Source organism: Rhodopirellula europaea 6C, from assembly GCF_000338295.1.
Taxonomy (GTDB): domain Bacteria; phylum Planctomycetota; class Planctomycetia; order Pirellulales; family Pirellulaceae; genus Rhodopirellula; species Rhodopirellula europaea.
Window position 1 is genome coordinate 13,355 of the sequence record NZ_ANMO01000119.1, and the last position, 22,539, is coordinate 35,893.

The 22,539-nt window shown below is 53.8% G+C and carries 20 protein-coding genes and 1 pseudogene; 11 read left to right on the top strand and 10 right to left on the bottom strand.

From position 1 onward, the window contains the following. Position 1 precedes the first annotated feature (1 nt). Positions 2–1,000: a Kelch repeat-containing protein gene (locus RE6C_RS12500; RefSeq protein WP_008657032.1), complete on the top strand. Its 999-nt coding sequence runs from the start codon at positions 2–4 to the stop codon at positions 998–1,000. 58 nt (positions 1,001–1,058) lie between these two features. Here the strand turns inward: RE6C_RS12500 and RE6C_RS12505 are convergent, their stop codons facing one another. From RE6C_RS12505 to RE6C_RS32855, 5 genes are all read right to left on the bottom strand, one after another. Beyond that, positions 1,059–1,808 carry a polysaccharide lyase family 7 protein gene (locus RE6C_RS12505; protein WP_008657033.1) on the bottom strand — a complete coding sequence of 250 codons (750 nt, stop codon included), beginning with the start codon at positions 1,806–1,808 and terminating at the stop codon, positions 1,059–1,061. Between the two features lie 155 nt (positions 1,809–1,963). Next, positions 1,964–2,980 carry a TolB family protein gene (locus tag RE6C_RS12510; RefSeq protein WP_236618162.1) on the bottom strand — a complete coding sequence of 339 codons (1,017 nt, stop codon included), beginning with the start codon at positions 2,978–2,980 and terminating at the stop codon, positions 1,964–1,966. A gap of 199 nt (positions 2,981–3,179) precedes the next feature. Continuing rightward, on the bottom strand, positions 3,180–5,018 hold the full coding sequence (locus RE6C_RS12515; protein ID WP_008657035.1) for a putative bifunctional diguanylate cyclase/phosphodiesterase: 1,839 nt from the start codon (positions 5,016–5,018) through the stop codon (positions 3,180–3,182). Continuing rightward, positions 5,015–6,970 carry a PAS domain-containing protein gene (locus tag RE6C_RS12520; protein WP_008657036.1) on the bottom strand — a complete coding sequence of 652 codons (1,956 nt, stop codon included), beginning with the start codon at positions 6,968–6,970 and terminating at the stop codon, positions 5,015–5,017. The genes RE6C_RS12515 and RE6C_RS12520 overlap by 4 nt, the downstream gene beginning before the upstream one ends. Positions 6,971–6,972: 2 nt before the next feature. Further along, complete coding sequence (locus RE6C_RS32855) at positions 6,973–7,335, bottom strand: RedB (RefSeq protein WP_236618163.1); 363 nt, start codon at positions 7,333–7,335, stop codon at positions 6,973–6,975. 645 nt (positions 7,336–7,980) lie between these two features. Here RE6C_RS32855 and RE6C_RS12535 point away from each other — a divergent pair. After that, positions 7,981–8,796 carry an HPP family protein gene (locus RE6C_RS12535; RefSeq protein ID WP_039961907.1) on the top strand — a complete coding sequence of 272 codons (816 nt, stop codon included), beginning with the start codon at positions 7,981–7,983 and terminating at the stop codon, positions 8,794–8,796. A 181-nt stretch (positions 8,797–8,977) separates the two neighbouring features. On the opposite strand, the gene RE6C_RS12540 is transcribed toward RE6C_RS12535, so the two are convergent. Continuing rightward, positions 8,978–10,399 (bottom strand): sigma-54-dependent transcriptional regulator, encoded by a 1,422-nt coding sequence (locus RE6C_RS12540; protein WP_008657040.1) that lies wholly within the window; start codon positions 10,397–10,399, stop codon positions 8,978–8,980. Next, positions 10,396–11,628: a two-component system sensor histidine kinase NtrB gene (locus RE6C_RS12545; protein ID WP_008657041.1), complete on the bottom strand. Its 1,233-nt coding sequence runs from the start codon at positions 11,626–11,628 to the stop codon at positions 10,396–10,398. The genes RE6C_RS12540 and RE6C_RS12545 overlap by 4 nt, the downstream gene beginning before the upstream one ends. Positions 11,629–12,183: 555 nt before the next feature. Here RE6C_RS12545 and RE6C_RS12550 point away from each other — a divergent pair. Then, a complete protein-coding gene (locus RE6C_RS12550; protein ID WP_039961913.1) occupies positions 12,184–12,471 on the top strand; it encodes a hypothetical protein in 288 nt (95 codons plus the stop codon). 50 nt (positions 12,472–12,521) lie between these two features. After that, positions 12,522–13,844, top strand: coding sequence for a Na+/H+ antiporter NhaA (gene nhaA / locus RE6C_RS12555; protein ID WP_008657043.1), 1,323 nt, complete (start codon positions 12,522–12,524; stop codon positions 13,842–13,844). A gap of 96 nt (positions 13,845–13,940) precedes the next feature. On the opposite strand, the gene RE6C_RS12560 is transcribed toward nhaA, so the two are convergent. Next, on the bottom strand, positions 13,941–14,123 hold the full coding sequence (locus tag RE6C_RS12560) for a hypothetical protein (protein ID WP_008657045.1): 183 nt from the start codon (positions 14,121–14,123) through the stop codon (positions 13,941–13,943). 198 nt (positions 14,124–14,321) lie between these two features. On the opposite strand from RE6C_RS12560, the gene RE6C_RS12565 reads away from it, so the two are divergent. Beyond that, entirely contained in the window at positions 14,322–14,918 is a 597-nt protein-coding gene (locus RE6C_RS12565; RefSeq protein WP_236618164.1) for a c-type heme family protein, read from the top strand. Positions 14,919–15,050: 132 nt separating this feature from the next. Here RE6C_RS12565 and RE6C_RS12570 read toward each other — a convergent pair whose 3' ends face one another. Further along, positions 15,051–15,893 (bottom strand): transglutaminase-like domain-containing protein, encoded by an 843-nt coding sequence (locus tag RE6C_RS12570; RefSeq protein ID WP_008657049.1) that lies wholly within the window; start codon positions 15,891–15,893, stop codon positions 15,051–15,053. Positions 15,894–16,248: 355 nt separating this feature from the next. Between RE6C_RS12570 and RE6C_RS12575 the strand changes: the two genes are divergently transcribed. Further along, positions 16,249–16,806 (top strand): carboxymuconolactone decarboxylase family protein, encoded by a 558-nt coding sequence (locus tag RE6C_RS12575; RefSeq protein WP_008657051.1) that lies wholly within the window; start codon positions 16,249–16,251, stop codon positions 16,804–16,806. A 109-nt stretch (positions 16,807–16,915) separates the two neighbouring features. Beyond that, positions 16,916–17,666 (top strand): annotated as a pseudogene (locus RE6C_RS12580) (SDR family oxidoreductase). Between the two features lie 63 nt (positions 17,667–17,729). Here RE6C_RS12580 and RE6C_RS32860 read toward each other — a convergent pair. Beyond that, positions 17,730–18,551: a sigma-70 family RNA polymerase sigma factor gene (locus RE6C_RS32860; protein ID WP_008657055.1), complete on the bottom strand. Its 822-nt coding sequence runs from the start codon at positions 18,549–18,551 to the stop codon at positions 17,730–17,732. A 59-nt stretch (positions 18,552–18,610) separates the two neighbouring features. Between RE6C_RS32860 and tnpA the strand changes: the two genes are divergently transcribed. The 4 genes from tnpA to RE6C_RS12610 all read left to right on the top strand — a co-directional run bounded on the left by tnpA (position 18,611) and on the right by RE6C_RS12610 (position 22,507). Continuing rightward, positions 18,611–18,913 carry an IS66 family insertion sequence element accessory protein TnpA gene (tnpA, locus tag RE6C_RS12590; protein ID WP_008657056.1) on the top strand — a complete coding sequence of 101 codons (303 nt, stop codon included), beginning with the start codon at positions 18,611–18,613 and terminating at the stop codon, positions 18,911–18,913. Continuing rightward, positions 18,907–19,260 carry an IS66 family insertion sequence element accessory protein TnpB gene (tnpB, locus tag RE6C_RS12595; RefSeq protein WP_039961909.1) on the top strand — a complete coding sequence of 118 codons (354 nt, stop codon included), beginning with the start codon at positions 18,907–18,909 and terminating at the stop codon, positions 19,258–19,260. The genes tnpA and tnpB overlap by 7 nt, the downstream gene beginning before the upstream one ends. 80 nt (positions 19,261–19,340) lie before the next feature. After that, positions 19,341–20,876, top strand: a complete 1,536-nt coding sequence (tnpC, locus tag RE6C_RS12600; RefSeq protein ID WP_008657058.1) for an IS66 family transposase — start codon at positions 19,341–19,343, stop codon at positions 20,874–20,876. A gap of 344 nt (positions 20,877–21,220) precedes the next feature. Beyond that, positions 21,221–22,507 carry a 3-keto-disaccharide hydrolase gene (locus RE6C_RS12610; RefSeq protein ID WP_008657060.1) on the top strand — a complete coding sequence of 429 codons (1,287 nt, stop codon included), beginning with the start codon at positions 21,221–21,223 and terminating at the stop codon, positions 22,505–22,507. Positions 22,508–22,539 lie beyond the last annotated feature (32 nt).

Sequence of the window (22,539 nt, forward strand, 5' to 3'; positions counted from 1 at the left end):
CATGATGCGTTCATTGCTCTGCACGCTGTTTTTGTTTTCCTCAGCGGTGTCGCTCCACGCGGATTCGCCGGATTCCAAAAAGCGTGCTTGGGAAACCATCGAAACGAACGGCCATCCAACCGCGCGTCATGAGGCGGCGCTGGTCGGTTTTCAGAACAAGCTTTATTTGCTGGGTGGTCGCCGCATCAATCCGGTTGATGTCTACGATCCAGCGACCAACGTTTGGTCGGCGAAGTCCGAAACACCATTGGAATTGCATCATTTCCAAGGAGTCGTTGTTGAAGACGCGATCTATCTGATGGGAGCGATGACCGGGCCTTATCCGAAAGAGACTCCCCTTGAGAAAGTTGTGGTCTATCATCCTTCCGAGGATCGTTTCGATTTTGTTCATTCGATTCCGGAATCACGTCGCCGCGGAGGAGCGGGCGCAATCTTTCACGATGGTTGGATCTATCTGGTTGGCGGGATTACCAACGGTCATATTGATGGTTGCCGTCGTTGGTTTGATCGCTACGACCCCAAAACGGGCATGTGGGAAATCCTGCCTGATGCACCGCATGAAAGAGATCACTTTCAAGCCGCAATCATTGGCAATCGTTTGTACGCCGCGGGCGGGCGAGTGACATCAAAACGTGATAACGCGGTTTTCTCACAAACGATCAGCAAGATCGATGTTTATGACTTTGACGCTGGCAAATGGCTATCGCCCGACCAGTGCCCGGATCTTCCGACCCAGCGTGCGGGCAACAGCGTCGTCGCGATCGAAGGAAAGTTGGTCGTCGGTTGCGGTGAGAGTGCCGATCAAAAACAGGCTCATGACGAGGTCGAAGTTTTCGACCCCGAAACAAAATCCTGGTCAGCATGGCCGTATATGAACCAAGGGCGACATGGCACAGGATTGGTTCAAATTGGCGAATCGTTGTACACCGCATCAGGCAGTGGCAATCGCGGCGGCGGGCCCGAACTTGAATCGACCGAACGGTTGCTGCTTAAGGAGTAGCTGCAAGTTTCGAAGATCGTACTACGAAAGGCACCCTGGCATTGAAGAATGCTCGCGGTCACTTTCCTTCCGTATCGTACCTATCTTCAGTATCTATCTCATCGAGTTGAAGGATCGAGATGACGACCTCGCCATAGGAGTCAGCGTCGTCTCCCTTCTTCAAATTGGATTGGGTGTAGCACCCCGCTTTGAAGTAGCACCCATCACGTGACACCGTCCAATCCATCTGCTCTTCGCCGTTGTAGGAGACTCGGACGTGTCCGTCCCCAGCTTCAATCCGCAGATCGAACTTGGTTCCCAATTGGTAGTGACGATCCATCATCACTTCGCCGAAATCGTTGCGTTCGACGAACAACTTCTCGCCTTCCAAACGCACCATCATCAAGTCATCTTCCGCGTCGTGAATTTGGGCGCACACGACATGCTGCTTCTTTCGCGGTGTTGAGGTGATGGCGACCCGCATGGTCATCGTGTGGATTGTTCTGTCGTCCGTGCTCCAGTCTGCCCGGCTGACTCGGTCGGGAGCCATCTCGCGAAGCTCTGAACGAGGAAAACTGGAGCCCTTTGTGGTGACGCCGCCGCAGTGAGCGCGGAAGACAACTCCGCGCTGGTCTGTGACGTGAAAATGTTCCGGGTGCGAGAAATTGGTCAACTCAGGTTGGCGGATCTCCGACGGTGTCCCCCGTTTTATCGACTCGATTGGCAGTGTCAAACGCCACCGCGAGAGATCGAGAACGTCGGCAGGCGTCTCTGCCACAACCGTTGGCATAGAAACCACAAACAAGCAAACAGCCAGTAGCAAACGCATATGTTGACTCGGGTGAGACGACCATTTGGCGAACGAAGAATGTTCGCCTGAGATCGTTCATGTTACTCAACTGAGAGTCGCGACTGATGCCGGCGATCAATTCTCAACTGCGAGAAACAAGCTGACGCTGTCTGTCCCGTTGTGAAGGTGCCGATTCACTGGGATCGAAATGAAACGATCAGATGATTTCCGTCAGGCGTCTGGATCGGATCTGACGTGGAAACGTTCTCCGGGATTCCATCGAACGTTTGCGGTGCTTCGAGAAGGTCGATTGAGACCGCGATCGGCAAGATTCGGTCACCGACTGTGCCGGCCATCAGGAATGAGTCACCGTTTGGGTTCCAATTGTACGAACTTCCGTGCAGCAGCCCCGCGTCCATCGTGTCACCGGTTCGCACCATCAGGCTCGAGATGCCTTCGTCGACTTGGATCACCCCGGTCGCCAGTTCCTTCGTGTCTTTGAGGGGTCCGCCAAATACCACGCGACGTGAATTGTCTTTTGCCCACTCGAATTGGACACTCAATTCCCCAAAGGGCGAGTCATCCGGCGAAAAGATGTTGGTGGTCGTTTCACTTTCAATGTCAAACAGACGCAAGCACGATTTCGGAACTGCGATCCCGTTCTCGTTTTCGCCACCAAAAAACACAATCGATTTGCCGTCCGGTGACCAACGTCCACCCCACGCTCCTCGATGGGCAACCATCATCCGATTGCCACCATCGATATCCATGATCCAGATCGACGTCCCCTCCGCACCATCGGTGTTCGTGTAGCGTCGCGGACGGCTGAAAACCAAACGTTTCCCGTCGGGTGAAAACGACGGCAAAGAACCGTCGATGATATTGGTTGTCGTTTGTCCATCAAAGTCGACAATGACGATCTTGGACTCTTGCCGTGTCCTCTTGGGATCGCTTGTCCACGCATCAAAAGCGATCCACTTCCCATCGGCCGAGATCTCAGGTTTGCCCTGGCTGTCGAAACGCTCTTTCAGCTTTTCGTCTAAAACCAGCGGTCGAATCGGCGTTCCGTCGGGTTTGCAGAGATGCAGGATTTGGCGTTCGGGCTGGGTTGGATCAACGTCCAAAGCATCGTTTCCACTCGCGAAGAAAGGTGATGCGAGCAGTCCGAACAGCGAGCAGCAAATACAAGTAGACTGTCGTAAATCACGCACGATATCCGGCTCCTGCAAGTTCGAAATTCAGCCTGGGCCATCATTCAACGCAGCCCGCTGGCGGGGTTGCTTAATGGCTCCACAGGAGTGCAGTCTATCAACTTGTAGCCCCGTTGAGATGGGGGGATGCGTGTTTTGGTGAGTATTGCTGCAAGCAACTAATCATCAGGCGAAATTTGCAGCGGTTCTGTGCCGGTATTCACCTGCTGATCGTCAGAGCAGTTTTGTCGAAGTGGGTCGCTAGGATCTCTTCTGGCGGAATGGGACGGCCATAGAGGTAACCTTGAACCTCGGTGAAACCATGTTCCATCACACATCGCATTTGCTGCTCGGTCTCGATGCCTTCGGCGGTGGTTGCCATCCCCAAGCACTTGCCCAGATTGGCGATGGTGCTGACGATCGCCATCGCGTCGGCTTGATTTAGATTTTGAACAAACGACCGGTCCATTTTCAGTTTGTCGAATCGGAACCGACGCAGGTAGCTGAGCGATGAATAGCCGGTACCGAAGTCATCCAAAGCGATGCGAACACCCAACGCTCGAAGCGAGCGTAATTGATCCAACGCATCCAAGTTTTCCTCCATCAGCACTGACTCAGTGATCTCGATCTCGAGACGTTCGCCGGCGATGCCAGATTGTTCGATCGCATCCGAGACGCTCCTGGGTAGTGTTCCACCTCGAAACTGGATCGCTGACACATTGACAGCGACCCGAATGTGTTCGGGCCAATTGCAGGCCTCCTTGCAAGCTTCGAGAAGAACCCAATCACCAATCTGTCGTATCAGACCGGTCTCCTCAGCCAAAGGAATGAAGTCCAATGGTGGAACAAGTCCGCGTTCAGGATGCTCCCAACGAAGCAACGCTTCGAACGAGCAGACTTGATTCGTGTTCGGAAGCAACAGAGGCTGAAAATGAAGCACAAACTCGTCGTTCGCGATCGCCGCCCGTAAATTCGCTTCCATTATTTGTCGATGACGGATCTGCTGGTCCATTCCTTTCTCAAAATAGCGGCAGCAATCGCGTCCGTCTGTTTTGGCTCGATACATGGCAATGTCTGCACTGCGAATCAAATCATCGGCATCGCAATTCTCATCCGGAGATCCACAAATGCCAATGCTGGCCGTCACACTGAAAGGCACTCCATCTAATAGCACCGGTTCCGAAATCGACGATTGGATTCGATCAGCGATTGATTCGATCATTCTTTGAGTCGGATCCCGATCCAGCACAACGGCGAACTCATCACCGCCCAAACGTGCAACCAGACCTGCTGTTCCAACGACCGCAGACAATCGTTGTCCGACAATTCGGATCAGCTCATCGCCCGCTGGATGTCCCAACGTGTCATTGATCAACTTGAATTGATCGAGGTCGATGAGCAGAACCGCTGGCCGTTGCGCGCTCGCATTAACAAGGGAATCGCAAAGGCGGTCATTGAATTTGATTCGATTTGCGAGCCCGGTCAAACCATCGTGCAACGCAACGCGTTCCAGCTCAGCAGTGCGGATTCGCACTAGTTCCTCAAGCTCACGTTGCTTCAGACCGGCCGCGCGTGCAGAGTCCCACTTGCAAGTCAAAGCAACTGCGATCTGGAGGACTTCGACATCATCGAATGGCTTCTTCAGAATCAACAGGTTTTCAGTGTGTCCTAACACCGAAACCGCGTGTTCCCAAGAATGGTCGCTGTAGGCGGTGCACATGACGACCTGCAGTTCGGGGTCGATCTTCCAAAGCTCCCCAATGGTTTGCAGTCCATCCATGCCGGGTGGCATTCGCATGTCGACAAAGGCGAGCGAATAGCGATCGTTGTTTTCAACTGCTGATTCGACCATCTTTACCGCGTCCAAACCCTGATGCGCAGAATCAAATCGCAGGCCATTTTGCTGAACTGCATCTGGGAGCTCCTCTAGGTCAAAGTCATCGATGTCCGGTAGTTCAGTTGGCCGCGGAGTAAAGATCTTGCGAAAGTCTGCGTGGATCGACGGATTGTCATCGACGATTAGCACTCGGTGCGATTGGTTCAATTTCAAAGTATTCATACAGCTAGCTCAAACTTGTTAACGCTCAATTCTTCTTTTTGGACAATGGGTAGTTTCAAGTCAAAGCGGGCACCGCATCCAGGACCATCGCTGAACGCGGTCAACTGACCTCCCATCTCACCGGCGGTGTTTGCACTGCTGTGCAAACCGAAACCGTGGCCATTCGTCTTGGTTGTGTATCCGTGTTGAAAAATTCGCTGAAGGTTTTCACCCGAAATTCCAATCCCATTGTCGATTACAGAGATCGTGTTCGAATCATTGTTTCGAATTGCCCGGATCATGATTTGCGGATCCGAAATCTCGTGTTCAACCAAAGAGTCTTTCGCGTTTTTGATTAGGTTGATCACGATCTGCAAAAAGCGATGTTTATCAGTCACGATCATTTTGTCCGCCTCTTCCAGATCCAACGAAATAGTGATGTCGTGGTTCATCAAGGAGGCTTTGTTCGCGGCGAGCGCATCTTCGATCAGGCTTCGCAAATCGAGCTCTTGGATCATCTCGGATGAGCTTGCCATCGATTGCTGAGCCGCCACAATCTCCTTCATGTGCTCGATGTTTTTGACCAAGTCCGTGAGTTCACAATCGATTGTTTGACGCTCACCACTGAGTGCTTGGGTGACTCGTTGAACGTAGGCGGGAATTTTCATTCCGCGTTGATCAGAGGAAACAAACTCTGGAAAAGTATCCTCATGCTCTGCGATGAGGGTAGAAACCTTTTCGAGGTTAGCCATGGCGCTCTTGGAATACTGGTTGCGGATGACCGAGACTGAAACATTGACACTATTGAGGATGTTCCCCACGTTATGAAGAACACCGGTCGCGATCTCCGCCATTCCCGCCTGTCGTGAAGCGTCAAGCAGCTCTTGGTTCAAGCGAACTTTTTCTTGTTCTTGTCGAACACGTTCCGTCGCATCCGCTTCGATGGCAATGAACCGTCGCACGATACCATCCGCGTCTTGTATAGGGCGGACTTCGATGTCCACCCAATATGGTTCCGAATTCTTCCGATAGTTGACTGTTTGAACGTTGATCCCCGTCTGGTTCGCGATCGCATCACGCATGATTTTGCAAACCTTCGGATCGGTCTGAGGTCCGTGCAGAAAGTCGGCGCAGCGTTTTCCCACGACTTCGTCCGCTTCATAGCCGGTGATTCGTGTAAATCCCTCATTTACCCACTCGATGGTCGCGTCCGCATGCGTGATGATGACCGCGTTGTCGGTATAGCGAGCGACAAGGGAAAGCTTTTCAGTTTCCGCTGTCTTTTGGGCCAGCAAATCATAGGCCTCCGACAGTTCTTTGGTGCGTTCTGCGACCTGTTGATCGACCGAGCGTTTTGAAAATTCGATTTCGGTTTGACGAACGCATAACTCCCAAACCTCTTTGCGGAGTCGATAGCATCCTGGTGCCAAGAACGACACTTCGAACAAGACCCACGCCGCATGTTCAATCCATCGATAGGGACTCTCGGTCAAGATGCCGAACACAGATAAGGGGTAGAACACGCCACGCACGAAGTGATCCAAGGCGACCACCACCGTCGCGCTGATAAGAATTCGCCAATCGCGATAGATACTGAGGATTGCGAGTGACGCAAAGACGTGAAAGTGTGTCTCGATCCGTCCGCCTGACAGATGAATTAGCAATGCGGACCAAAGCATTTGAATGACCGCGATGACGTGCCGCGTGAATGCTTCGCGAGGGAACTTCCGCATCCAAAGGATTGCGAAACCGGACAATGACAATCCAATCAGAAGCGCTGCCCAGACGTGAAAGTGGACCTCGTTGCGCTGTCCAATCCAAGTCAACGGCGACAGGAATGCTGCAAATGCCAATCCCAGCGCCCATTGCCCGATCATGATCCATGTCATGAATCGGTGGACCCACAAGCATTCATGCTCGTAACGTTTTTGAAACAGATCGTTTGTTGCAGTGACGCCAGCTGGATTTTGCATGGTCAGGCACCCTCGCTACGTTCAACGATCGCGCATCCAAACACTGGCCATTCAATACGCCTGGTTGAAACACCGTTGACACTGCGAAGGAAAGCTAAACCGGAGTCGCAGTTTCCCTCGTGACCACGTGAAGGTGTGATGCCACCACTGAAACTTAGCTTTGCGTCGTTATAGACCAGCAAATGTCCCGATGTTGCGACATCAAATTGTTGGCATGCTTTCGCGTCGTGATCGGCAACAATGGATACATTGCCAAACGCTCGCAGTTTGTCGGTCGTTTCTGATTCAATCCAGCCTTCAGTCTTGCCGGTCGGAACGAAAGCGTATGCGACGATCGTCGGTTCTTTCGCGAACGAGGCGATCATCCTTTCCATGCATCGGATTGTCGCTCTCGTGCATGGGCAATGCGGGTGATAGAAGATCAAGACGGTTGTTTGATCTGCACTTCGAAATGGTTCGTCGCCTGATAAGCTGCAAGGCAACAACTGTGGAATGGATTGGCCGACCTGGCCTGGTCGATTGGAATACGACACAAGCTGTGTCAGTCCGACCAATCCCGGCAAAAGGATTAGTGAAAAAGCAATTTTCCAACCCATGAATGCAATCGACAAAACAACGAGAGACGGTTCGACTCGGGTGGCTTTCGATCATGCCGGTCGCTTCAGATCGATGCATACCCAATCTTCTGAACAAGAACGTTGCACGCGACAAACTATCCGGTTGGCATGGATTGAGTTGCAACTATCAGATGGTTCACTTGGAAGGCCGATCTAGCCGGTCATATCGACCTTGCTAGCTTCGTCGCGGGACAGCACCACCCGCGAAACGGTGCGTGAATGCCGCCGGCCATTCTGTCCAGTTGCAGAGTCGTTTGGATGACACCTGGCCCTGCGGCTTGACGCAGAATCAGTTTCGCCTAGTCTGACTGACCGACCGACACATCGACCCACCATGAGCGGACATGGCGTGGCAATGTGCCTGGGCACTACGCATTTGAAGCTGATTCCCACATGTTAGGAAGCAGATGGTTGGGCGTTGAACTTGTTGAAGTCAGCCTGCATGAGAAATTGATCTCGACGGTTGGATCTGCCTGCGCGATCTACGGTGTATTTTACGTCACCAACCTGTGCCTGCCGAACCTAGCCGCGGCGGGAGTGATTGCGTCGATGGGAGCCAGCGCCGTCCTGCTATATGCGGTTCCCCATGGACCGTTGTCTCAACCTTGGCCCCTGGTCGCGGGGCATACGCTCTCGGCATGCATTGGCGTGACGTGCTATCAATGGATCAGCCACCCTGCACTGGCGACAGCACTCGCGGTCGGAATCTCCATCGGAGTGATGTACCAACTGCGTTGCATTCATCCGCCAGGAGGGGCGACCGCGTTCACCGCAGTCATGGGCGGCGAAGCCATTCATGAGCTCGGGTATATGTACGTTCTCAGCCCAATTCTGTTGAACGTTGGTTTGATGCTAGCACTCGCGGTTGCGATCAACGCACCATTCCGCTGGCGACGCTATCCGGCCGGTTTGTTTCAGTCTGAAAATGCTGACGACGCTCCACAACGTGTTGGCTCGGCCCCGTCCCACGAACAAGTGTTGGCAGCCATCCGTTCGCTCGACTCGTTTGTCGACGTGAGCGAAGAAGATCTGATCCGACTCGTGCGTGAGTTGGGCAGTGCCGATGAATTGCTGTTCAAATCAAACGATCATTTTCAACACCAGGTTTCATTGGGTGAATCAGAGAAACACACGATTGAACTGACCGATGAACCGGATGAAATTCTGAAGCGAAGGCTATCCAACCACTCAGATCAAATTCTGCGGTAGAGAACACAAACAAGAAGCCAATCGATCAGTGAGCATGCAGGCGAGATCAAGATCAGGCCACGAAACAAGTCCGAATATCTGTGCATATCCATCAGCCGTTTGGGTTAAACCCCGTTCGCTAAATTGAACAGGCGATCGTCTACCTCGTTTGCAATGATTGAGCAATCGTATCCAGTAAATATCACTTGCGAAAATCATTCGCGTCGATGTGGTGGCGTTTGAGTAACTTGTTCATGCCTTGGCGTGACAGCCCTGCTTGACGCGCGGCGCTGGCGATCACCCCGTGATGCTTTCCGAGAAGCTGAATCAGGTACGCACGATCGGCGGTGTCGAGAGCCTCATCGCGAGAAACTTCGGCGAGATCCAGCGTTTCGGAAGGTTTCTCGTTGATCGAATCACGAAGCGGTTGGGGCAGGTCACTCGCCTCGATTACAGGGCCTTTTGCAAGAGCCAATGACCGTTCGACCACATTTCGAAGTTCACGAATGTTTCCGGGCCATCGATAGCTTCGGAAACACTCCAAAGTTTCGTCGGCGAACGAAATGGGATTGTCACCGGTTGGTTGATGTTTCTGCAGAAACGCATTGGCCAGCAGAATCACGTCATCGCCACGATCTCGCAGCGGCGGCAACTCGATGTGCACTACCGCCAAACGGTAGTAGAGATCATGCCGAAACCGTTCAGCATCAACTTCCTGCTGCAAGTCACGATTCGTGGCACAAACGAATCGGGTGTCGACCCGGATCGGTTGACTGTCACCGACCGGCGTGAAAGTTTGCTCCTGAATGACTCTCAACAGCTTGGCTTGCGACGACAACGGCAACTCGCCGAGTTCGTCGATAAAGGCGGTGCCTCCGTCGCAAGCTCGCAGTAGCCCAGCTTGGTCTTTCACGGCACCGGTGAACGATCCTTTGATATGGCCAAACAGAGCGGACTCGAACAGCGACTCTGGAATTGAGGTGCAATCGATCACCTGCATCGCATTTTCTCGCCGATGACTCCGGCAATGGATCGCTTTCGCGATGACCTCTTTGCCCGTCCCGCTTTCTCCGGTGATCAGAACGTTGGTGTCGCTCATCGCCACACGTTCAACGATCTCCAGCACTTCCAGCATCTTGGGACTCTCACCGATGATGCCGAGATCTTTCGACCAAACCGGTGAATTCGCAGACGAGTGGTCATCGCTGGGTGACGGAGCCTCGCTATCTTCGATTGCTTTCCGATTGCCCGCCTGAGAGATTGATCGCTGGACTGCCGTGAGCAATTCTTCCAGCTTCACCGGTTTCAGCAGGTAGTCCGTCACACCGAGTCGAACACTTTCGATTGCCGATGGCAGTGAAGGGGCTCCCGTCACGACGATCATGGGCACGTCGGAGTGTTTGGTGCGTCCTTCTTTCAACAGCTCAAACTTCAGATTGCCCGGCATGTTGAGGTCAGAAAGAATTAAATCGAATTTGTGTTCCTCCAACACCGAGATCGCATCGTTCGCGTCTTCGACGCATAGGCATTCGTACCCTTCTTCGCGAAGGAATTCCGCCGTTGTCTCCCGAAAGAGCGGTTCGTCGTCCGCAATCAAGATGCGTTGAGCGGTTGTTGTATTCAATTCTCTTCTGGCTCCATCTTCAGGCATCTCGGTAGTTGGACGCAAAACTCAGTTCCTTCATTTGGTTGGCTAGAAACGTCAATCGTTCCTCTCATCGCCTCGATCAGACCGCGGGTGACGGACAGCCCCAATCCCATGCCTTGTCCGACGGTCGTTGTCTTGGTGCTGAAAAATGGATCAAAGATCGAATCAATCACATCATCGGCGATCCCGCATCCACGATCGATCACTCGCAAGACCAACGTGTCGTTGTTCGCGGTCACGACCAACCGGACCTCCTGACCCGGCGATGAAGCCTGGATCGCATTGTGCACCAGGTTCAATAGGATTTGCTTCAGTTCGCCTTCACGAAGCAAGACCTCATCCACACCAAGTTCCTTTGTCGCCGGCAGTTCCGCCCGTTCCAGCTTGACCTTCACCTTGAATTTGCGTGACATCGGCAAAGCAAGCGACATCAGCTCTTCCAAACACCGACGAGCATTGAATACGTCGGCCTTTTGTTGACTCGGACGATAGAGCTGAAACATTTGGTGCGTGATACCACGGATTCGTTCAATCTCACCATCGATCAAATCGAGTTTGTCGTAGTGCTTTACATTTGATGGCAGATGCCGTTTCAAGAGTGCAAATGCGTTGCGAATCCCGGCCAGCGGGTTGTTGATCTCGTGAGCAACGCCGGCCGCAAGTTCTCCCAGCGCGGCCAGCTTCTCCATCTTGAGTCGATGCTTTTCTAGCTGAGCAATCTTGGCTGTCCGCATCTGCACCAGATGTTCCAATTCGGCGTTCTGTTCCCGCAGTTGTTCACGCATTTGACGACGCTCGGTCACATCGCGAAAACTTGCCCGGAAGCCAAGTGAATTGCCTTCGCGGTCAGTCATGGGCTGCCAAGATACGGCGACCCAGGAGGTGGATTGATCACGATGCAAGACTTTGAACTCGACGTTGTTGCCGGTGCTGCCCTTCGATGCTTCCTCCAGGTGACGCCCCATGCGTTCGCGGTCTTCTGCGGCAATCATCGGCAACGGATAGTCATCCATCGCGAGGCATTCTTTGGGTGTGTATCCGGTGAATCGCTCGACCGCTTGGTTCACCCACACAACCTGACCGTTGGCGGATTGCCAACTTTCCCAGTCCACCGTGCTTTCGGCGATTGCACGAAAGAACTCCGGCGGGATCGATTGCCCGCGACGAGGGAGGACTTGTGCCGGTAGGTCGTGTCTTTGCGTCATGAACTCATCGTAGTTGATATCGAGTCTTCACCGGCAAAATGGCGGGTGAACAAACGCCGTCACTGGATTGTTCCACTTTGCGAGGGAACATGGTTCGCAACAACCTTTCCGCCTAGCTCAATCGCGACGTGGGGGCGAGATATAGCAATGCAAGCTGACCGAGATCTACCCGGGGCAAGCGGGATTCGAATGAACTTCTACCGCAACATCAGTTCGCTAAAGCAACGAAACTGGCAACCGAAGTGGACACGCCGGAAACCCCGGTTGACGCTCCAGCTTCTCTCGTTGTGTTTCGAAATCCGGCTCCGAAAAAACAACCAGCTTCCGCTCGCGTCGTCGTACGCTTTGATTGCCCGCTTATATCTATGTCAAACATCGCCACCTGGTTCAGGCGGCATCATGGCGATGCTCGGAATGGTTCTGATCGGCATCCTACCTGCATCAGAGTCTTCGAAAGTGAATCCGGGTTCGGAAATCATTTCGGGAAAGCTCTTCGTTTGGGGCCAAACCGTTTTTCGAACCGTCGGAGGGAACTCTTACTGGAGGAGAAAGCCGATGCTGCCGGCATTGATTACCAGCCCGACGTCCCCAACGAATGAGGCGAAAGACGCCTCAGAAAAGACGGTCTATTTCATCGACGAATTAGGACCTGACATGTATGACAAGCAAAACACGCCGCCCAGCCAGCTTCTGACGGACGACGATGAAAAGAACTATGTCGTCGGAGTCATTTGCACCATGCTGGTTTTGCTGTTGCTGCCAGCGGCGATGATGTTTGTCTATCTGATCTTTTCCCCTGACGCATTCACCAACGGGATGACCGTGCGTCCTGATCTGCCATAGGTCGTATTCCCGCTCCATTTCTCGCCCAAGAGACCCCTCACACTGCTTGCATGAATCACATCGAAACTAGACTTCCGCTACCGATTCAACCCATTGATCGGTGGCTGCGTCCGTTTGCACGCTTCTTACACATCGAGGCGACCAGCGGGCTGGTGCTGATTTTGTGTACGGTGGTCGCCCTTGTCGCGGCGAACTCCTCTTGGGCGGAGAGCTATCTGGCGTTTTGGCACACCGATCTGACGATTGCCATCGGGGACATTGTCTTTCACCACTCCCTGCACCATGTCATCAATGACGGTTTGATGGCGGTGTTCTTCTTTGTGATCGGATTGGAAGTCAAACGGGAGCTTGCTCATGGTTCCCTTTCGGATTTGAAAGAAGCAACTCTGCCCATCGCCGCTGCGATCGGTGGAATGATTGTGCCGGCCACACTTTATCTTTCAATGCAGTACGGCCAACCTGGAATGCAAGGGTGGGGCATTCCGATGGCGACAGACATCGCATTTGTCGTTGGCTGTTTGGCGATCCTCGGTTCTCGCGTGCCACACAGCCTTCGGGTTCTCTTGCTATCGCTCGCCATTGTTGATGACATCGGTGCAATTCTGGTGATCGCAGTTGGCTACACCGAGTCGCTGGACGGCCGCTATTTGTTCCTCGCTGCGGCTGCCGTCGGCGTGGTGCATCTGCTTTCGCGAATTGGAGTGCGTCGCTTTCCGCCGTATGTAATCGTCGGAATTCTTGCTTGGATTGCTCTTCACGAATCCGGTATTCACGCGACTCTGATCGGCGTGATTCTCGGGCTGATGACGCCTGCCACACCCACATTGGTTCCCGAACGTTTTCGTGAGTACTTGCACGAGAAGGAGCACGAATTCCAACCCAAGAAGTGGCGTCGCCGGTTGCACCGCGCCGAGGTGGTTCGAGAAGTCCAGCAACTCACACGAGAAACGGTCTCGCCGCTGGAGTACTTGGAGTCATCGCTGCATCCATGGACCGCGTATGTGATCATGCCGGTCTTTGCGCTCGCGAATGCGGGAGTGTTGATTGAACCAGCAAACCTGGGCGACTCGGTTGCTATCGCGGTCGTGATCGGTTTGGTCGTCGGAAAACCACTCGGGATCGTGCTGTTGAGTTGGTTGGTGATTCGATTGGGCGTGGCACGTTTACCGAGCGGACTGAACTGGCCCATTTTGATATCGGGTAGCTTTCTCGCTGGGATCGGATTTACGATGGCATTGTTCATCGACGGCTTGGCGTTCGGAGCCGATGGACTTGATACAGCCAAGACGGGTGTATTGGTCGGGTCCGCCATCAGTGCGATCGCTGGAATGGGTCTGCTCTTGTGGACTCTGCCAAAGCCAATTCGCGAATGAAGGAAGTTGGCGTCTCGCAAAATGATTTGAAATGGCGGAACGCTGCGATCGCAGGATCAATCTGCGGTCGCAGCGTTCCTACCGAAGGTCAGAGATTTAGAATGTCAACGAACGAAGCAGGATCGCAACCAAGAACAACAGCAAGAGAACGGTTTGTCCAAACAGGTAAACCGTTGGTGACTCGCAATTGGGTGCAACCAAACTCGTTTTGGTGACAACAATTTCTTCGTGGGGGTTTCGCATCAACATGGTTTCGATTCCAAGAATGAGAGAAGGCATTGCCCCGTCCGTGGTATCAACCTATTTCATTGCAAGCGTGATGCCGTCGCCTGGTATTCTGTGATTTTGCTTGGAAACACCGTGTATTCGCGTCAGAATGCCCTGCTTGCGATTCACCGATCCTTCCAATGCGTCAATCAACGTTTCCTCGCGTCAACCTTTCGCGACGCTTCTCCCTCCTTTTGTCGAGGCAATCCTTTGAGGTCATTCATTCGCACGATCGCGTTTGCCGGCGCAATGACGCTGGGTTGGTTGCTGACTTCTGAGTTGGCAGTCAGTCAGACAAAGTCAATCGATGCTCCAGCGAAAAATGCGACGACGGTCCGCACGTCGGACGATGAGTCTTCGCGTGATCATCCGAAAACGACGCTGGTTGAAGCGAGAACCCGTGCGGCCATCCTGCATGAGACGTTGCACGGAACTCTCCAGGTCATGCACCGCGACTTCTTCCGCGAAGACGAAGGGCTCAGCATCCCGTCTCGTTCCTTGGAAGATGTTTTTGCGGAGCTCGAGAAGAGCCACGGGATTCAATTGCGATGGATCGCGGTCGATTTAAAAGCGATGAATGTCGACAATGAACCCGAGACAGGCTTTGAAGAGCGAGCGGTGAAATCGCTGAAGACTGGCAAGCCGAGTTTCGATGAGACCGAGAAAGACGTCTACCGTTTCGCGGGAAGAATCCGATTGTCAGCGACCTGCCTCAGTTGCCACGCTTCGCGCCGATCCAGCAATGACGATCGGGCGGCCGCTTTGGTGATCAGCATCCCGCTATCTCAGGATCCAAGTGATCCATGATTGCTGAACGAATATCGAAGCTGAAAACGCATTCAAATCTGGCATGGCTAATAGCGGCTGTTGCAACATCGGTCGTGATGCCAGGTGTTGAGATCGATCGGCTGAACTTACTCGCCGGAAGTGTCAAGTCACTCAAGCAGAGCTGACTCCGGTTTGCACATTGTCAGGACTCAACCTTTCGTCCGTCGGGTTTGCATCCGTTGCCCACACGCCCATTCCCGTGCAATCGACTTCACCGCGGATGGTCGCGAAAGCCACGTCGGCGGCATCACGTCCGGTGCCGATTCGAACCAAGCCACCGACTGGTGCCAACCGAGTGGCATCAAAGAGGAACCAACGTCCGTCCAAGTAGGCTTCCATGAAACCGTGGAAGTCCGGCGGGACCAGATTGACCGCGTACCCGGACACGTATCGGGCAGGGATTCCCAACGCACGACACAAGCTGATAGCGACGTGCGCATAGTCTCGGCACACGCCCGCACGTTGCAACAAGACATCGCAAGCGGTCGTCGTGGAATTAGTGCTGCCGGGGATGTAGGCAAGTTGCTCGAACGTCCAATTGCAAATCGCTGTGACGCGTGAATATCCGGGAACGAGGTGTCCGAACTCGTCAATCGCAAAACGATAGAGCTTGTCCGATTCGCAATATCGGCTCGGGTTGAGATACGAAAGAATGTCGCCGGGCAGCTTTTCGTAATCGGTTTCCATCAAGTCATTCGAGTCGACGGATTCCGTCTGCAGGCCCACGGTCGCCGCGTAGCGAATCTGCAGTTCTCCCGGAGGAGCGTTCAATCGAACGACCCGGTTGCCGAGTGGGCTGACGTCACATTCTTCGACCGGTGAAAACGGCAGCACCTCGAGCGACTCTGAAGTCACGATTTGGTGCGGATTTTTGGCGACAGAACAGTTCAAAAGGAAGATCGAGGGCGACTTCACGAGGTAGTTCAGTTGGCACCCGACATGGACGGTGTTCATTTCAGATCTTCGACGACGTTGAGAGACATGCGGAATCGCCTTCTATCGTACGAGGTGGACGAGACCGGCGAAGGAAGAATCCACCGCAGATTTTTGGGATTCGCCCAGGCGGATGGTGTCAATCGATCGCAAGGGGCCAGTCCAGTTCAGCCTGACTCACCGATGACGGTTTTGAGCGCACTAGCGAACCCCGATGCCACGAGGTTTTTCTCGCGACTTGGTCGTCGAATGGCGGTCCGGCCATTCAAACATGCATTTTCCAGACACAACCGCAGTGGTTCACGCCCCGAAGGAACATGTTTCCTCTGATTTCCAGATCCCATTTGGACCGAGTGGTCAAAACTGAGGCAAGACGATGACTGATTTTCAAACACACACGATCGAATCCGCTCCTGAAGCCAGCAAACCACAACTGGAACACAGCCAGAAGACATACGGATTTGTTCCGAATCTGCACGCCGCGATGGCGGAGTCGCCTGCGTTGTTGGAAGCCTATCGAACGATCGCGGGGATCTTTGATACGAAGACCAATCTGAATGCGACTGAGCGTCAGATCATCGCGATGACCAACAACCGGCTGAATGGATGCGAATACTGCATGGCCGCTCACACGTCGATCATGCAGTCGCTCAAGGTACCGGTCGACGTGATCGAGTCCTTGCGAACGGGCACACCGATCGCCGATCCAAAGCTCGAAGCACTTCGCGTCTTCGCTGAAAAGGTCAACGTCCAACGTGGTTGGATGGAAGACGGAGACATCGAAGCGCTGTTGGCGGCGGGCTACACAAACGCAACCGTTTTCGAGGTGATCGTGGGGACGGCCTACAAGGTGCTCTCGAACTACACCAATCACATCGCGGAAACGCCACTTGATGATGCCTTTTCAAAAAACGAATGGCACGCCGAAGCGTAGTTTGTGCGGTTGCTCAGCAGACGGAAGATGAAACGCAAACAAGGCTGGCGCTATCAAGTGCCGCCGATCAAGCAAACTTGATAAAACAAACACGGAAATGGGTTTCGAGATGAATTTTGAAGTGAAAGACAAAGTCGTGCTGGTCACCGGAGCGAACCGCGGCATCGGCAAAGTGATTTTGGAAGAGGCCTTGAAACGCGGTGCGTCCAAAGTGTACGCCGCGGTCCGCAACACCGACTCAGCCGATGACCTTGTGAACGAACACGGCGACCGAGTTGTCCCAGTCCGAGTGGACTTGGAGGATCCGGCATCCATCACCTCCGCCGCGAAAGTTGCAACCGACGTGGACCTCGTCATCAACAACGCTGGCGTCTTGAAGGTCAAGAATGCGTTGGATGACGACGCGATTGAAGCGTTGCAATTTGAAATGAACGTGAATGTCTACGGTCTGATTCGTATGGTGCAAGCGTTTGCTCCCGTGTTGAAAGCAAACGGCGGAGGCGCGATCGCTCAACTGAACAGTGTGGCGTCGGTCAAAACGTTCGGAGACCTCACCACCTACTGCGCGTCGAAATCAGCCAGCTATTCAGTTACACAAGGGTTGCGTGAAACTTTGCGTGACCAAGGCACACAGGTGGTCAGTGTGCATCCAGGTCCGATCGCGACCGACATGGGCAAAAAACGCTGGCTTCGAAGACATCGCCGCCTCGCCGGAATTGGTCGCCACGGCAATCTTTGATGCACTCGCGGAAGGACGCTTCCATGCTTGGCCCGATCCGATGGCACAACAAATCGGGGAAGCCTACCAAAGCTTTGCCGAAAAAGTCGTGGAAGCAGATATGCAAGAGGGCGTGGCTTGAGCCACGTCCATTTGTCACTTGATGTCAGCAACTCGGGCATGCTTCATTCGCATGCCCTGTAGCTCACTTCCTGCGTGAGGCATCAAGCTCATCTGGTTGGATCTCGCCGTCGCCGCTCGTGTCGATTTTTTGAAACATCCGCTCCGCATTCGAGATCGCTTCCTTCTTCGAAACGATCCCGTCATTGTCGCGATCAATCTCTTTGGCGTGTCCCTTCAGAAATCCCGCCATTGCACTACGCGAACCGCCACGGCCAGAAAGTTCTGACTGCGTGAGTTGTCCATCGTCGTCGGTATCATAGCCAGCGAACGCTTTGCTCGCTCCTGCGTCGCGACGTCCTTCACCACCGCCCCGCTGTTGTGGCGTGTAGTGTTCTGTTTCAGTTTCTTGAGGAGTCACGAACTGGAACGTCGCCGCGGCGTGATAGTGACACTTGTCATCAGGACCTTTGTGCCTGTCAAAGTAGCGGCCCCGGATGACATCCATTTGGTGAGCGGGTAGTGCATCAACACATTCATGTAGAGCGGCAAGTATGTCGTCCCACGTGTCGCCCGCCAGCATATTGATCGCTTCAAAGTGGCGATCATCGACTGACAGCACCGATTCCTGCATCTCCAACGGGATGGTTTTCTGCTTTCGGTAGTGGGCCATCACAATGCGAGAAGCAATCCCACGAAGCCATGGGCCAAATGGACGCTCTAGATCGCACTCATCCAACTTTTGCCAAGCCACAATCATCGATTCCTGGAACAGGTCATCGATGATCGCTTCATCGCGAAACAGGCTGCGCAGATAGACCATCAGCATCCGCGAATTTTCGCGGGCCAGGATCTCAAACGCCAATCGTGTTTTCTGCTCTGTCAGTAACCGTTCGGTGAAGTGCATCTTGCATGGTGGTTTAGCTTGGGTGGATTGATTTTGTTTCGCTTCAGAAAGGTGATTCGATGGCCGCGAGTTTTGGGCGTGATTTTTGGGAAGAGGCTTTTGATCGGTTCGAGCGGTCAGGCTTGACGGTGGCGGAGTTCTGCGAAGTCGAGGGTTGCTCCGTGCCAACTTTCTACGCTTGGCGGAAGAGGATTGGGGCCCAGGGCCAGCCGAAGTTCACCGAGCTCGTTGTCGAGCGTGCAGCTGAATCAAGTTCCATTGAGATCGAACTGTCCGGTGGCGAGCGTCTTCGGTTGACCGGCGTTGTAGATGCGGACAACCTTCAAACCGTGCTGCGATGCCTGGAACAGGCGTCATGCTGAGTATTGCCGCAAACACTCGGATCTTCGTTTGCAGTGAGCCGACTGATATGCGGAAGAGCTTCGATGGGCTCTGCGGACTGGTCACCGACTCGTTGGGCCAAGATCCGCTTTCGGGAGCCCTCTTCCTGTTTGCCAATCGTCGGCGTGACCGCATCAAGCTGTTGGTTTGGGACGGCGACGGATACGCACTTTGGTACAAGCGACTCGAAGCAGGCACGTTTCAAATCCCACAAGCCAAAGCACTGCAGTCGAGCGTCATCATCTCGCAAGGTGAACTGGCGATGCTGCTCGATGGCATCGACCTGACATCGGTCAAGCGACGGAAGCGATACAAACGGGCTGCGTGATTGGAGATCCGCCATCGAGGTGAAATGGCAATTCGTTATAATGTCATCGTTCACTTCATTCTCTCGTCAGCGCCGAAACCATGACGGACATGGACGTCGAATCGCTTCCCGATGACGCAGCTCAGCTGAAGTCAATGATGAAGCAATTGATCCGTGAACATCAACTCGACAAAGAACAGCTCGAGCATCGCTTGGCGATGCTACTGCGAAGTAAGTATGGTCCTCGCAGCGAGAAGCTTGATCCTGACCAGTTGAAACTCTTTGACCTCGGTCGTGAGGATGTGGACGAGACCGGCGACGAACCGGCCGAAGAAGATGACAAACCAAGACCACCACGTCTTGGTCACGGGCGCCGTCGACTTCCCGCCGATTTACCTCGCACTCGCGTGGAGCATGAGCTTCCCGAAGGCGATCAGCAGTGCCCCTGCTGTGGAAAAACCCGAAAGCGGATTGGCTGGGAGACCAGCGAACAGGTCGAATACGAACCGGCGAAGCTCTATGTCATCGAGCACGCTCGGGCCAAGTATGCCTGTGGCGATTGCGAAGAGAACGTCGTGACTACTCCCAAGCCGGCTCAGCCAATCGACAAAGGCCTGGCCGCCCCGGGACTGTTGGCGGCGATCGCGGTGGGCAAGTACGGCGATCACTTGCCACTGTACCGAATGGAAGAAATCCTCGGCCGCAGTGGCTTGTCGGTCTCGCGGAGCACGCAGTGCGATTGGATGCGTCGGATCGCTGAGCTGGTCAATCCAGTCGTGTCACGGATGAAGTCGGAGATTCTGGCCAGCCGTGTGATCTGGACCGATGACACGACCGTTCCGGTGCTCGATCCGACTCAAAGCAAAACCAAAACAGGCCGAATGTGGGTCTACATTGGCGATCTTCGCCATCGTTATGCGGTGTTCGATTACACGCCGGATCGGAAAGGGGCTAGGCCGCGAGAGTTCTTGGGTGAGTACTCCGGTTACCTGCAAGCCGACGCGTACTCGGGCTACGACCAACTGTGCGATCATGGCAACATGACCGAGGTGGCTTGCTGGGCACACGCACGTCGCAAGTTCCACGAAGCGAAAGACTCGGCGCGGGTCGGTGCTACGCACGCGCTCAACCTGATTGGTCAGCTGTATGGTCTCGAACGCAAGGCTTCCAAGCTGGATGCTGCGGCGCGACGGCAGCTTCGTCAAAAACATGCGGTGGGAAAGTTGGAGGCGTTTGCATCATGGCTGGATCAACAGTCGGTCGAAATCTTGCCCAAGAGCCCGCTTGGCAAGGCGATCAACTACGCTCGTAATCAATGGACGGCGTTGTGTCGTTACACCGAAGACGGAGAGCTATCGATCGACAACAACTTGTCCGAGCGAACGATTCGATGTGTTGCGATCGGTCGTAAGAACTGGATGTTTGCCGGGAGCGACCGAGGTGGACAAACCGCCGCGACGCTAATGAGCTTGATCGCGACTTGCAAGCTGCTTGGTGTGGATCCCTATCGGTACCTTCGTGTTCTGCTGACAGAACTGCCACGTCGCCAAACCGACCACCTGGAAGAATTCCTTCCCGACCGCTGGCTGCAAGCTCACCCCGAAGCAAAACTCACCGACCACGGCAAGCAGAAATAACACCGCTTCACCGAACGGTTACCTCTGTCAAACTTATCGCTCCCGACGAGTGAACACCAATACTGTCGATAGGGGACCGATTGGTGGCAAAAATCCGTTCCGTTTTCCCGGATTGTCTTGGCTATTTGCAGTCCGACGAACCTCGATGTTCAGGCCGCACGTCTCGACACGCGGGTTGTGTAGAATGCGATCGGCTTTGCTGGATGCGAACAAGTCCCGTTCGATTTGGGAGCTATCTCGGCCTGGCAACGCTCACGGTTAGCGAGCGTCAATCGCGATACGAAATCGCTACGGTAAAAAGTTGCCGATATCGGCTAGCACCATCACTTCATAGAGAGACAACAATGAAAACGTGTTTTGCATTGACAATCACGACTTGGCTTTGCGCCACCATTGCCGTGACTGCGACGGCGAAGGAATCAGAGGACGGATTCGTCTCCCTGTTTAACGGCAAGGACCTGAGTGGCTGGGTCAAACGTGGTGGTTCAGCGAAGTATCGCGTTGACGATGGTGCGATTGTCGGCGAATGCGTGCCCGACACGCCGGGCAATACATTCCTGTGCTCTGAGAAAGAATTTGGCGATTTTGTCTTGAAGCTTCGCTACAAATTTTTGGAAAGCGGAAATTCCGGCGTTCAATTCCGTTCTGCGTCGCGTGAAGAAGGAGAGCGTCAGCGGGTCTTTGGCTATCAGGCTGAAATGCGGCCCGGAGGCGACATGACCGGCCGGATCTACGACGAAGGCCGTCGTGGGCACAAGCACGGAATCATTTGGCTGGACGCCTTCACACCGCAAGACCGTCTCGATGTGGCTCAGGAAAGCTGCCGAGAAGGTGAATGGAACGAGCTCGAAATCCAGTGCGTGGGTCCATCGATCAAGACTTGGCTGAACGGGAAATTGGTCGTCGATCTGTTTGATAGTTTCTCGATGAAAGGCTTCATCGGACTACAAATCCATTCGGGCAAATCGGGTTCGGTGGCGTGGAAGGACATCCGCATCAAAGACTTGGGCGAAAGCCGTTGGCAATCGTTTTTCGTCAAGAACGACGGAGGTTACGAGCTCGATGGTGCGAGGTTCGTCCTTCCTGAAGAATGGTCGTTCACTGAAGACGGCATCTTGCATGGCGTTCATTCGAAGAGCCAGGGGAAAGACGGTCTGGTCATTTCCGATGACAACTACGACAACTTCATCGCTCGAGTGACGTATCGAATGCATGGTGGCAACAGCGCGTTGTACTTTCGAGCAGAGGAAACCAGTGCCCCGTGGGTGTTGCGTGGTTTTCAAAATGAAATCGCAAACAATGGCAAGGACTCTGCTCTCTGGCATACCGCCGGAATCATCGAGGGGAAGACCATCCCAGGCCGCGGCTGGATCGTTACCAATGATGAGTTGGTCGAGAAGGTGCGCAACAAAGATGACCAATGGAATACAACCTGCACCGCCGCTTACGGCGATCGACTCGTTCAAACGCTCAACGGATTCTGCACGTCGGACATCATCGATGAAGAATGTGAGAAGACAGGCAAGCTCGGATTGCAAATGCATGGTGGCACCGACTGCGAAATGTTCTTCAAGGACTTTGAAGTCATGCCAATCACGAAGGAGATGGCCAAGCTGATCGAGCGAGAGTGACATAACAACTCGCAGTTCATTCGCGTCTGTAT